This window comes from Calditerricola satsumensis (assembly GCF_014646935.1).
GTDB lineage: Bacteria > Bacillota > Bacilli > Calditerricolales > Calditerricolaceae > Calditerricola > Calditerricola satsumensis.
In genome coordinates, this window is sequence record NZ_BMOF01000062.1 from 1 (window position 1) to 11,843 (window position 11,843).

Annotated in this window: 14 protein-coding genes and 1 pseudogene; 4 read left to right on the forward strand and 11 right to left on the reverse strand. The window is 63.2% G+C overall.

Annotated elements, in window-relative coordinates:
* Positions 1 to 102: 102 nt before the first annotated feature.
* From IEX61_RS11055 to IEX61_RS11065, 3 genes are all read right to left on the reverse strand, one after another.
* Complete coding sequence (locus IEX61_RS11055) at positions 103 to 1,014, reverse strand: TatD family hydrolase (RefSeq protein WP_188818082.1); 912 nt, start codon at positions 1,012 to 1,014, stop codon at positions 103 to 105.
* 7 nt (positions 1,015 to 1,021) lie between these two features.
* Entirely contained in the window at positions 1,022 to 1,450 is a 429-nt protein-coding gene (locus tag IEX61_RS11060; RefSeq protein WP_054672990.1) for a CoA-binding protein, read from the reverse strand.
* Between the two features lie 72 nt (positions 1,451 to 1,522).
* Entirely contained in the window at positions 1,523 to 3,067 is a 1,545-nt protein-coding gene (locus tag IEX61_RS11065) for a fumarate hydratase (protein ID WP_373288451.1), read from the reverse strand.
* 209 nt (positions 3,068 to 3,276) lie between these two features.
* On the opposite strand from IEX61_RS11065, the gene IEX61_RS11070 reads away from it, so the two are divergent.
* Positions 3,277 to 3,669: a hypothetical protein gene (locus IEX61_RS11070; protein WP_054673453.1), complete on the forward strand. Its 393-nt coding sequence runs from the start codon at positions 3,277 to 3,279 to the stop codon at positions 3,667 to 3,669.
* A 120-nt stretch (positions 3,670 to 3,789) separates the two neighbouring features.
* On the opposite strand, the gene gerQ is transcribed toward IEX61_RS11070, so the two are convergent.
* From gerQ to IEX61_RS11100, 6 genes are all read right to left on the reverse strand, one after another.
* Positions 3,790 to 4,185, reverse strand: coding sequence for a spore coat protein GerQ (gene gerQ / locus IEX61_RS11075; protein WP_188818084.1), 396 nt, complete (start codon positions 4,183 to 4,185; stop codon positions 3,790 to 3,792).
* 47 nt (positions 4,186 to 4,232) lie between these two features.
* Complete coding sequence (locus IEX61_RS11080; protein WP_054673540.1) at positions 4,233 to 4,661, reverse strand: cell wall hydrolase; 429 nt, start codon at positions 4,659 to 4,661, stop codon at positions 4,233 to 4,235.
* Positions 4,662 to 4,898: 237 nt separating this feature from the next.
* Positions 4,899 to 5,642: an endonuclease III domain-containing protein gene (locus IEX61_RS11085; RefSeq protein ID WP_188818086.1), complete on the reverse strand. Its 744-nt coding sequence runs from the start codon at positions 5,640 to 5,642 to the stop codon at positions 4,899 to 4,901.
* A complete protein-coding gene (locus IEX61_RS11090; protein WP_488193084.1) occupies positions 5,629 to 6,570 on the reverse strand; it encodes an NAD(P)-dependent oxidoreductase in 942 nt (313 codons plus the stop codon). Before IEX61_RS11090 ends, IEX61_RS11085 begins: the two co-directional genes overlap by 14 nt.
* 30 nt (positions 6,571 to 6,600) lie before the next feature.
* The gene (locus IEX61_RS11095; protein ID WP_188818090.1) at positions 6,601 to 8,106 is read right to left on the reverse strand and encodes a leucyl aminopeptidase; all 1,506 of its coding nucleotides are present in this window, start codon (positions 8,104 to 8,106) and stop codon (positions 6,601 to 6,603) included.
* Between the two features lie 160 nt (positions 8,107 to 8,266).
* Complete coding sequence (locus tag IEX61_RS11100; protein WP_054670718.1) at positions 8,267 to 8,455, reverse strand: YkzI domain-containing protein; 189 nt, start codon at positions 8,453 to 8,455, stop codon at positions 8,267 to 8,269.
* Between the two features lie 211 nt (positions 8,456 to 8,666).
* Here IEX61_RS11100 and IEX61_RS11105 point away from each other — a divergent pair, with 211 nt between their 5' ends.
* Positions 8,667 to 9,293 (forward strand): YktB family protein, encoded by a 627-nt coding sequence (locus IEX61_RS11105; protein WP_229725851.1) that lies wholly within the window; start codon positions 8,667 to 8,669, stop codon positions 9,291 to 9,293.
* A gap of 73 nt (positions 9,294 to 9,366) precedes the next feature.
* Here the strand turns inward: IEX61_RS11105 and IEX61_RS11110 are convergent.
* Positions 9,367 to 9,767, reverse strand: a pseudogene (locus IEX61_RS11110) (NAD(P)H-dependent flavin oxidoreductase); the annotation flags it as partial.
* Positions 9,768 to 10,051: 284 nt separating this feature from the next.
* On the opposite strand from IEX61_RS11110, the gene IEX61_RS11115 reads away from it, so the two are divergent.
* Positions 10,052 to 10,528, forward strand: coding sequence for a thermonuclease family protein (locus tag IEX61_RS11115; protein ID WP_054670721.1), 477 nt, complete (start codon positions 10,052 to 10,054; stop codon positions 10,526 to 10,528).
* Positions 10,529 to 10,649: 121 nt separating this feature from the next.
* On the forward strand, positions 10,650 to 10,835 hold the full coding sequence (locus tag IEX61_RS12830) for an excalibur calcium-binding domain-containing protein (RefSeq protein ID WP_218185365.1): 186 nt from the start codon (positions 10,650 to 10,652) through the stop codon (positions 10,833 to 10,835).
* Positions 10,836 to 11,083: 248 nt separating this feature from the next.
* Here the strand turns inward: IEX61_RS12830 and IEX61_RS11125 are convergent, their stop codons facing one another.
* Positions 11,084 to 11,527 (reverse strand): GNAT family N-acetyltransferase, encoded by a 444-nt coding sequence (locus IEX61_RS11125; RefSeq protein WP_054670724.1) that lies wholly within the window; start codon positions 11,525 to 11,527, stop codon positions 11,084 to 11,086.
* Positions 11,528 to 11,843 lie beyond the last annotated feature (316 nt).

An 11,843-nucleotide genomic window follows, 5' to 3' on the forward strand; every position in this document is an offset into this window, starting at 1 on the left:
ACAGTTTTGTGAAGGTGAAAGTGCACCGAATACAAGGGATTCGGACAACGAAAAAGGCTCGAAATTCGTCAAAAACGGTCGCATAAGGGTCAAAAGGGTGGGTCAAAGGGAGCCGTTCAACAGCCGCCTGCCGTTCTCCCACACCGCTCGCCGCAGCACCGCCCCATCGATCCCCTTCAGCGCGGCAACGGCCGCCCCAACGCGCGGAATCCATGCCGGTTCGGCCGGCCGCCCGCAAAAGGGACCGTCGAAGGGCCACGGTCCGTCGGTCTCGAGGAGGAGCTGCGTAAGGGGCACGCGGCGCGCCAGCTCCTGGTCGCGCGATCGCATCAGCACGTCGGGCGTGACGGAAACGAAATGCCCTTCGGCCAGGATGCGCTTCAGGACGTCGGGCGCCGCCTTGAGCCAATGGAAATGGGCCCGCGCCACGCCGGCGCGGCGAAGGCGCTCGAGGGCAACGGGTGCGCCGTGGTAGACGGCATGCAGGAGCACCGGCTTGTCCAGCCGCGCGGCGGCATCGAGAAAGGCGTCCAGCACCTCGATGGCCTCATGCGGCAGGCGATCGCGCTCGGCCTCCGGCAGGGCGTAGTGGGGAAACCCGACCTCTCCCACGGCGTCCACCTCGCCCGCGTGGGCCTCCAGGAGCGCGAGCACGGCGTCCACCTCGTCGCGGTTCCAGCTCGTCCGCTCGGGGTGCAGCCCGAAGGCGATGCCAACGCGGCCGGAAAAGCGCCGCTTGATGGCGAGCAGGCGGCGGCAGGAGGCGGCATCGGTGGCCACGGCCAGAACAAAGCCCACGCCGGCCGCCCACGCCCGCGCGAGCACCGCCTCCGGATCGGCATAGCGATCGAGGTGCACATGGGCGTCCCACCACATGTCGGCCATGGAGCCGTCGCGACCACCGTCACCGGGGAGGCCCTCCCCCGCCCCGCGGGCCCCCATCGCGTCCGGCGCAAAAAAGGCCCCGGTCACCTGCCGGAGCCCGAAGGCCGCATTCCTCTCCCGCGCCGCCATGCGCGCTTCACCCCTTGCGCCCCTTTACGAGGAGGGCGTGGTCCACCTTGATGCACCGGTCCATCACCACGACAAGGCCGCCCTCCTGGGCAATGCGCGCCGCCTCCTCGTTGTAGACGCCCTCTTGCAGCCACAAGGCCTTGGCGCCAATCTTCACCGCCTCCTCGGCCACGGGCACGGTGTGCTCGCTGCGCCGGAAAACGTCGACGATGTCCACGGGTTCGTCGATCTCGGTCAGGGACGCGACCGCCTTCTCGCCCAGCACTTCCGTCACGTTCGGGTTGACGGGAATGATGCGGTAGCCCGCCGCCTGGAGCGCCGCGGCCACCTGGTGGCTCGTCCGCTCCGGGTTGTCGGATAGGCCCACCACCGCGATGGTTTTCGCCTCTTCCAGCAGCCGACGGCGGACCTCGTCGGGGGGATTGCGAAAGGCCATGCGGGTTCCTCCTTTCGATTGCCGCGCGCCCGGCCGAGCCGTGCCGGGCGCGCCCCAAGTGCCACCAACGCCTCACTTGAACACCGGCGCGGCCAGTTCGGCCAATTTCTCGAAGGACGACTTTTCGACGTCCTCGTGGAGGCTGTTGCCGTGGGCGTCCATTGTCACCACGGCGGCAAAGTTCTTGACGCGCAGGAGCCACATCGCCTCGGGGATGCCAAACTCCTCGAGGAAGTAAACCCCTTCCACCGCCTCAACACAGTCGGCGTAGTACTGCGCCGCGCCGCCAATGGCGTTCAGGTACACCGCGCCGCATTCCTTGAGGGCTTCGAGGGTTTTCTTGCCCATCCCGCCCTTGCCGATCACGGCGCGGATGCCAAACTTGCGGATGATGTCGGCCTGGTAGGGCTCTTCGCGGATGCTCGTCGTCGGACCGGCCGCTTTCACCTGCCAGTTGCCCGCCTCGTCCTTCACCATCACCGGGCCGCAGTGGTAGATGACGCCTCCGCGCAGGTCCACCGGGCTGTCGTGGTCGACGAGGTACTTGTGGAGCGCGTCACGGCCGGTGTAGACGAGCCCGTTCAGGATGACCACGTCGCCGACGCGCAGGTCGCGGACCTGCTCCTCCGTAAGCGGCGTGGTGAGCACGACGGTGCGGGTTCCGCTTCCGCCCGCGGCGGCCAGGTCTTCCTGGCCCTTGGGCATCGGCACGGGTTCGTCGCGGTACAGCCAGCGCTTGATCTTCCCCGTCTGCGCATCGATGACCACGCCCATGCGGCGGAAGGCCCAGCAGTTGTAGGCCACCGACACGAAGAAGCTGGCCGGCAGGCGGTTCAGCTTGGTGATCTTGCACCCGAGAAGCGTGGTCTGGCCCCCAAAGCCCATCGTCCCGATGCCCAGCTTGTTGGCGTGCTCCATGATGTACGCTTCCAGCTCGCGCAGCTGCGGATCGGGATTGACGTCATCGACGGGTCGGAACAGCTGCTCCTTGGCCGCCTGGTAGCCGGTGGTGCGGTCGCCGCCGATGCACACGCCAATGAACCCGGCGCTGCACCCCTGCCCTTGGGCCTGGTAGACGGCATGCAAGATGCACTTGCGCACCCCGTCGAGGTCGCGATTGGCCCGCCCCAGCCCGGGCAGCTCACAGGGCAGGCTGTACTGGATGTTCTTGTTCTCGCAGCCGCCGCCCTTGAGCAGGAGGCGCACCTCGATGTCGTCGTGCTCCCACTGTTCAAAGTGGATGACCGGCATCCCCGGTCCCAGGTTGTCGCCCGTGTTCTTGCCGGTGATCGGGTCGACGGAATTGGGGCGCAGCTTGCCGTTCTTCGTCGCCTCCGCCACCGCCTCGCGGATGGCCTTCTTCATCTCGATCTGGTTGGCCCCCACCGGACACTTGATCTCAAAGGTGGGCATCCCGGTGTCCTGGCAGATGGGCGAGACGTTTTCCTCGGCCATGCGGATGTTGTCCACGATGGTGGCCAAGGCCAGGGCCGCGCGCGTCCCGGCGTCCTCGCGTGCCTTGGCGCGCAGGATGGCCCGGCGCACGTCGGCGGGCAGGTTCGTCGACGTCTCCACGATCAGCTCGTAGATGCTTTCCTTGAACTGCCGCAGGTCCATACGCATACCCCTTTTCCGTAATCTTTCGACGGAATCCGTAGCGAAAACACGCCCTTTCCACGCAACAGTATAGCACAAGTTTGCCTCTGCGGCCGCTCCCCTCAGGCGATGGCCCGTTTCCCCGCGCCGCGCACGCCCCTTGCCCCTGCCGTCCATAAACTGTAGCGTACCCTACCCTTCGCCAATCCACACCGAAGGAGGAGGTTGCCTTGCCTACCGCGCGAAAACGGGCCACGCGCGCTCGCAGCGGACCGGGCCACCCCACGGCATCCCTGCGCGAGCTCTTTCTCGCGGTCACCGAAACCCGCGAGCGGATGGCCCGCATCGAAGAACAGCTCGGGCAGATGAACCATCTTCTGGAACGCGTCGACGAGATTCGCTATTACGTCGTTCCGCCGCGCCGCCGCCGTGAGCTCACCGCTCCCCCCGGCACCCGTCCACCGCGCTTCGGCCTGCGCCGGTCGTCCGCCCCGGAAGCCTCCCGCCCGCCTTCCGCTCCGCTGGCAAGCAGCGAACTGACCAAACAGCTGCCCGCCCTTGCCGAACTGCTCAAAAACCCCCTCGTCCGCTCGCTCGTTCGCGCGCTGCAAAGCCGCCGGTAAACAAGCAAACGCCCACTCCACGCAAAATGCCCGGATCGGCTGGCCATCGCCAGCGATTCCGGGCATTGTTGTGCGAAAAACGCTTCCCGCGCGCCTGGCCACATCTCTACGCCGGCGCTTTTAGGGCACGCGCGGCGGATAGAAATAGCGCAAGGGCTCGTCAAACTCGATCCAGTCGACGTTAACCATAAGCAGCAGGTACCGCTTCCCCGTCCTCGGGTCGCTGATGATGATGTGGTCCTTCCCCGACGCCTCCAGCCGCCCGCGAAAGATCTTGGCGTTCCACTCGGCGTTGTTTTCAAAGGTCATATAGACGGTGACCATCTTGCCGAGGTTGAGGCGGAGGATGTTTTCAATGTACGACTCCTCAAGCGGAAGCTGCGGGGGCATTCCCGGCGCGGGGGTGGGCATCGGGCGCCGCGGCTGCCCGCCCGGCTGACCCGGCGGCTGGCCATTCGCCGCGACGGGATACCCTTGGGGCCAGAAAAGCGGAGACGGAACATACGACGGGTACATGGGTCACCCTCCCTTGGTTGGCCGACAAACCGGCCGGCACACGCGCGTCAATAGGTCCCATACACGTTGGGGCAGTCGCGATAGACCGGCTGATAAAAGCAATGCGCTTTGTATCGCCCGCTGAGCCGTCCGAACCACTGCGGAGGACAAGCCTGCGGGGGACGAAAGAACCACAGGGCAAACGTGGCCGGGTGAACCCGCTCGCCGTTGACGACGCGGCGGGCCAGGCGGATGTGGTGTTCGCGCGGGTGCTGGTAAAAGTACGAGTAGCGCACCGCTTCAAACCCGCCCGGCGATTGAAAGACCATTTGCGGGATGGTCCGGATGCCACGAAAATCCAGACAATTGGCCCGGACCCGGTTCACGCCGACGTTGCCGACCATAAGCATGCCCAGCTCGCCTTCGCCTTCGGCCTCGGCCCGCATGAGCTGGGCCAACAGCCGGATGTCTTGTTCCCTTGCCCGAATAACGGCCATCGGCCCACTCCCTTGCCTATTGGGTTCAATGACAGAATACTGGGTATTGGCACGAAGGGTGACGTCGGGAGCGAAGAAAACCTAGGGGAGCAGAACCCTTTCAGGACGGGAGGGGGCAGTGATTGGGCCTACCAAACAGGGCTGCCGACGCCACGCGTCGACAGCCCTTTTTCTGCTGAGCAGCCACCTTTCGCCCATTCCCGATCGACGGATCGGGGACGGGTTCCCGCGAACCGTCTACCGCCGTGCGCCGACACGACCGGCAAGCTGGCACGCGGCAGCCAAGGGACAGCCGGCACAGCGCGGCGCATTCTTGCGGCACACGTCTTTCCCAAACTCCACGATCAGGGCGTGGAACAAGGCCAATTCGTCAACCGCAAACCCCTCGGCGAGGACGGCGCGGCGCACCTCGCCGTAGGCAAAGGGCCGCCCCCACAGCCGCTCGGCCAGGCGGCGGGTGTAGGCGTCGCCGATGAACGCCGGCAGCCGAAAGACGTAGAGGAGGAGCGTGTCGGCCGTCTCCTCCCCCACCCCCTTGATGGCCAAAAGCGCGCGGCGCAAGGCCTCGACCGATGCCGCGTCGCACGGCTGCTCGAGCGGCGTGCGCCGCAAAAAGGCGGCCAGGCGCCGCAGCGTAGCGGCTTTCTGCCGGTAATACCCGGCCGGGCGAATGGCCTTCTCCACCGCGGCGCGGTCGGCGACCTCGAGCGCGTCGGGCGCGGTGAGGCCGCGCGCGCGCAGCCCCTCCAGGGCCCGCTTGGCATTCGTCCACGCCGTGTTTTGCACGAGCACCGTCCCCCACGCCCGCTCGTACGGATCGGCAATGCCCCACCACCCGTCGGGGGTGAGGTCGGGCGCCCACGCCGCCAGCGCCCGGTACAGATCCCGCCATGTCAGGGGCGCGCGTGCGGTTTTCGCGGGAACGTCTCCCGCATCGGCCGCCGCCCCGGCACGGCCCGCGGCACGATTATTTTCCGCCATCGCCCTCCGCGCGCACCTCCACGCCGACCGCTTTTTCGAGCGGGCGGATGATCGCCGCCACGTCTTCCCGGCCGTGGCCCTGCGCCTGCGCCTCGCCGACCATCGCCTCGGCCACGCGCCCGAGGCGCAGCGGCACGCCCAGCTCCTCGGCCAATTGCGTGGCGATGCGCATGTCCTTGTACAAAAGGTCGATGGCAAAGCGCTGGGCAAAGTCCCGCTCCTGGATGAGAGAAACGGTGCGGTCCATCATGTAGCTGTGGCCGGTGCTGTGCTTGAGGATCTCGTAGAGGACGCGCGAGTCGATGCCCGCCTTGGCCCCCATCACGAAGGCCTCCGCCAGCGCCGCCGTGTGCACACCGACGAGCAGGTTGTTGATCAACTTGACCACGCTGCCGCTGCCCACCGGGCCGACGAGGACCACAAATTTGCCCATCGCCTCGAAGACGGGCTTGGCCTTCGCGAAGGCCTCCGGCTCCCCGCCGCACATGATCGTCAGCGTCCCCGCCTCGGCGCCCATCGGCCCGCCGCTCACCGGGGCGTCGAGAAAGTGCACGCCCTTGGCCCGAGCCGCCTCGAAGATCTTGCGGTTCAGCGCCGGGCTGACCGTGCTATGGTCGGCCAGGATCGTGCCTGGACGCGCGCCGGCCAGGAGGCCGTTTTCCCCCAGGTACACCGCTTCCACCGTCTCCGGCATGGGCAAACAGGTCAGCGCGACGTCCACTTGCGCGGCCAAATCGGCCGGATTGGCCGCTTCCTTGGCCCCCAGCGCCACCGCCGCCTCGATGGGCCCCCGGCTGCGGCTGACCACGACCACCTCGAACCCCGCTTTTAGCAAATTTTTCGTCATCGGCAGCCCCATCGTCCCGAGTCCGACAAAACCGACCTTCATCTCGTACTCTCCTCCTTGCGGTCTGCGGGAACGAGACAGCCGGCGCGCGCGGCGCCGGCGTCCTCCCCGTTACTTCCCGCCGAAGCGAATGGCCAGTTGCGTGAGCGTGCGCACCGCCACGCCCGTCGCCCCGGCCGGATAGTGGCCGCGATCCTTGTCGGTGTCCGCCGTGCCGGCGATGTCGAGGTGCACCCATGGGGTGTCCTCGGCAAAAGCGCGCAGGAACAGCCCACCCTGGATGGTGCCCGCCGGACGGCCGGCGTCGTTCTTCAGGTCGGCCACCTCGCTCTCGATGTACTCCTCGTATTCGTCAAAGAGCGGCAGCTCCCACACCTTTTCGCCGGCGATCTCAGCCGCCTTCTTCACCTCATCGGCCCACTCGGCGTTGTTCGTCATCAGGCCGCTGGCCGCCTTGCCCAAGGCGACGATCACCGCTCCGGTCAGCGTGGCCACGTCGACCAGCTTCGTCGCGCCGAGCTGCTTGGCGTAGGCGATGCCGTCGGCGAGGATCAGGCGCCCCTCGGCGTCGGTGTGCCGCACTTCGATGGTCTTCCCGGAGAAGGAGGTGATCACATCCCCCGGCTTGAAGGCGCGCCCGGAAACAAGGTTTTCACAGGCCGGGATCACCGCCACCACGTTGACATGCGGCTGCAGCGCGCCGATGGCATCCATGGCCCCGAGCACTGCGGCGGCGCCGGCCATGTCCATCTTCATCTCGTGCATCCCCTCATCGGGCTTGATCTGCACGCCGCCGGCATCGAAGGTAATCCCCTTGCCGATAAAGCCGAGCATCTCCTTGCTGTCCGCCGCCCCCTTGTACTGCAGGACGATCAGCTTCGGCGGCTCGTCGCTGCCCTTGGCCACGCTGAGGAAGGCGCCGAAGCCGAGGGCCTCCAGCTCGTCCCGCTCGAGCACGCGAAACTCCAGGTTGCGCCGGCGGGCAATCTCCGCCGCCTTTTCGGCCAGTACCGTCGGCGTCATGCGGTTGGCCGGCGTGTTGACGAGATCACGCGCGAAGTTGGTCGCCCGGGCAAACACCTCGCCCCGCTCCACGGCCACCGCCGCGGCGCGGTCGGATATGGAATCGTCGACAACGACGGTCAGCCGCTCCAACGCCAACTTTTCTTCCTTTTCGCCGGTTTTGTAGCCTTGATACCGGTATGTACCGAGCAGCACCCCTTCCACAAGGCTCTGCACCACGTCAACCGGATTCCACTTTTTGTCATGGTTCTCCAGGACGGTCAGCGTCAAGTGGTGCACACCCACGTCTCGCGCTTTGCGGGCAGCGATGCCAAAGGCATCGCGGATCTTTTCCAGCGTGAGCTTTTCCTCTTTCCCCAATCCCAGAACGATCGTGCGGCGAGCCGGGATTTTGCCCCAGTTGTGCAAGATGGTCACTTCCCCGAACTTGCCGCGTACCTCCTTGAGCGCCATCAGCTCGGCAATGCGATGCCCCAGCGCCTCGTCGACCATGCGGGCAAACCCTCGCAGGGCCTCGTGGCCTTCACACACCGTGACCACCAGCGCATCAGTCGTCAGCTTCGTCGGATTTTCACGGGTAACACGAATCTCCACCCGTCTCCCTCCTCGACTTGTCCAGTGTCCGTTCCCGTTTTTCATTATACGAGATGACAGGGATGGAAGGCACGCGAAAAAACGGAACCGTAGGCGCTTTCACGCGGCCGCAATCCACAAAAAAACGCGCCCCACCGCGATGACACCGGTGTGAGACGCGCTACAGTTCCAGAAGCAACATTTCTCGCCGCAACGCCTCCAATCGCTCTTTGCACGCTTCGATGGTTTCCAGGTCTTCACACATAATCGCGTGGTGCAATTTGGCCAGCTCCTCGTCAATCTCCCGACGAAGTAGGGGAATGCGCCGTTCGGCGTCGGTACGCTTGAACGCCCGAAGCACTTGCTCCATGGTCACGCCTTGGCCTTTTTTAGGGAAAGTAGTCCATGCGAATCCCTCACTTTGCCGTTGGAATGGCCGGATGCCAGTCACATCCTGCAGTCCGCGTTCCGCCCCCGGAAATCCGTCCCCTCCGTTTCCCGTGCAACTGACGCTTTTTTGTCCAGTATATGCCGGTTGTGTTATAGTGATAGCAAGTGTATGCGCTGAGGAGGTGTCTCATGTGCCAGCCTTTACCGGCTTCACCGCCGCCGACTTCGAGGCCATGACCGTTCCTGGCTTGGAGGCACGGATGCGCGCGATCAAGGAAACGGTACGCCCGAAGCTGGAGGCCCTCGGCCAGCGGCTGGCCCCTGCTCTGTCGGCGATGAGCGGGGATCGGTTTTTCGCCCATGTGGCCAAGCACGCCCGTCGCACCGTCAACCCGCCCGACAGCACATGGGTGGCCTGGGCGGCCAATCCGCGCGGCTATAAGAAGGATCCCCACTTCCAGGTGGGCCTGTGGTCCACCCACCTGTTCGTCTGGTTTGCCCTGATCGAGGAGTCGCCGCTTAAGCCGCATTTCGCCGAAAACCTCGAACGCCACCTGGACAAGATCCGTGCCGCGATCCCCGCCCATTTCCGCTGGTCACGAGACCACACGGTTCCGGAGAGCACGCCGCACGCCGACATGACCGACGAGGACTTCGTCACGCTCATCCGTCGGTTAAAAGAGGTAAAGAAAGCTGAAGTGCTGTGCGGCATCACCATTGATCGCACCGACCCCCTCCTCACCGACGGCGATGCCCTGTTTGCCCGCATCGAGGAGACCTTCCAGACGCTGATGCCCCTGTACCGGTTGGCACGCTGAGACGGCCACGAAAACGGAGACGGCCAGGGACACATCCCTGGCCTTCAGTGGTTTTGCCGCCGCGTATCCCCTTTTACCACAAGCAGTTGAGCCGATCGCGCACCGCTTCCGCCTCGGCCACCATCCGCTCGATCAGTTCCTGAACCGATGGAATGTCGCGGATGAGCCCGATTACCTGGCCCGCCCAGCCGTAGCCCTCGTCCACGCGCCCTTCATGGATGAATGCGCGGTTGGCCGCCCGATAATGTAGTCCTTAAGCTCCTCGTACCCCACGCCTTGCCGCTCCAGCTCGAGAATTTTTTCTGTCCATGCGTTCCTCAACACGCGCCCCGGAGCACCGAGCGAGCGCTTGATCACAACGGTATCGGTCTCGGCGCTCTCCACCAGGGCTTGTTTATACCGCTCGTGCGCGTGAACACACTCCTTTGTGGCGATAAAACGTGTGCCCATCTCCACCCCCTCGGCCCCCAAGACCGGGGGGGACACCAGCACCCCATCCGCTCCCACATTTCCCGCATGGTGATTCGGTTTTCCGCCTAAGACGTCCGATCTCCGTTTTTGAACGCGTACGGACCCGAAGTGGAGGCGTACGGTCTTAATTATAACGGGAAGGGGACGGGGCTAGGGAGAAAGGGTAACGAAATTTTTGTTTCGTTACGGGAACTTACGTTTGTTAAAAAATGGTAAATATCTTTAACGTTTTTAAACTGTTTAGGAAAGATACTTTAAAAACAGCGAAACGGAGAGGAAATGAAGGCATGAAGAAATGGATGTTGTTGATGTTGGCGTTTGCACTGGTTCTGACCGGTTGTGTGGACCAGAATGCTGATTCATCGAAACAAGTGGACAAGCATCATATAGCAGGACATATATTTGTAAAGGAACCGAAGGATGCGGAGGAGGTTCAGTTTGTGGAGCATGTCGATGGGGACACAAGCAAATTCCGGATTGACGGGAAAGTAGAGACGGTTAGGTACCTGTTGATCGATACACCGGAGACCAAGCATCCCGAATTGGGGGAACAGCCGCTGGGGAAAGAGGCCAGCGAATTCACCCGAAAGATGCTGGAGAATGCAAACCGGATCACCTTGGAGTATGACGTGGAGAAGCGGGACAAATACGGTCGGGTGCTGGCTTATGTCTATGCTGACGGAAAAAACGTTCAAGAAGCTTTGCTGAAAAAGGGTTTGGCTAGGGTTGGGTACATATACGAACTCCCGCCGGCATTTGGATGAATTCAGAAAAGCGGAGGACATTGCACAGGAGAAGAAGATTGGTATCTAGCAATGTCCGGGATACGCTACGGATGAAGGGTATGTGGTAGAGAAGTGGTGTAAGGGGAAATTGAACGGATCAGTGCCGAAACCGAAAACCACGGGTTATAACGGTCCCTTTGATCCCTTTGGTCCTGATCGGGACTGTTCGGACTTTAAAACCCAAAAGGAAGCGCAGGCCTTCTTTGAAGCGGCAGGAGGACCAGAGAAAGACCCACATCGGTTGGATCCGGATAAAGATGGGGTGGCGTGTGAGTCCCTGCCGTAGTGGAAAACACCAATAAACAAGCCCAACCATGTGTGGTTGGGTGAGGCTGTTGACAAAGAAGGGTCAACAGCCTGGGGCGGTCTTTCTACCCGCCCGAGACTGCTGACAAACCCTGCATCCAAGGGGGCGGGACGCGATCTTCCCCCTTCGCTCCGGCGCAGAGGCGAGTCGCTCGGCGAAAATCGGTCCATCCCGGTCCTTTGTCATCGACCGAAGAACTTTCTCCGGTTTTCTCTTTCTTCCGAAAATCATTCCCCTTTGTTCGGCTCACCGTGAAGCGCTTTCCGGAAAACCCAACTGGTTCTCGAATATCCCATCTTCTCCTCATAGAAGCGGTGCGCATCCTTCCGCTGAACACCCGAGGTCAGCTCCACCAGCTGGCAGCCGTTGTCCCGGGCGAAGGCTTCGACATGGCGGAGCAGTTCGGCGCCGTACCCCTTGGAGCGCTCTTCCTCCCGCGTCACCAAGTCAAAGAGGAAAAGATACCGGCCGTTGTAAAAGTTGGTCATCACCGCCGCACCCGCCAAGGCGACGAACCGGCCCTCCTTCTCCAGGGCGAACAGCTGGTAACCCTGTGCCCGCATCTCCGACAGCAGGGACAAGTAGGTTTCCAGATCCAGATGGGTGCGCAATTCCTTCATGACCGGAAAAGCGGCGATCCATTCCTCTTCCGTCGTCAATTCGCGGATCATCGTCTTCCCCCCTCGTTTTCTCCCCATCATCGATGGTAACTTACCCACCTCTTTCAAAAAAGAGGCAGCAAGCGGTTGCGCTTGTGAACAAATACCGGAAGATGTGAGAAAGCCCTTCGTTCCTTTCCTCCGGTCCGGCGGGACCGCGCGGGAAAACAAAAAAGCGATCCGTATCGGATCGCTGCAGCGTGTAGACAAAGTACCGGGAGGTACAAGGTCTACACGCTTTTTTGTCGAATAGAGTTCTTATCCCATCATGCAGAGGTGGCCACATGCTGAGAAAACAATCGGCCGAAGGCCGTTACCAGCTTACCGT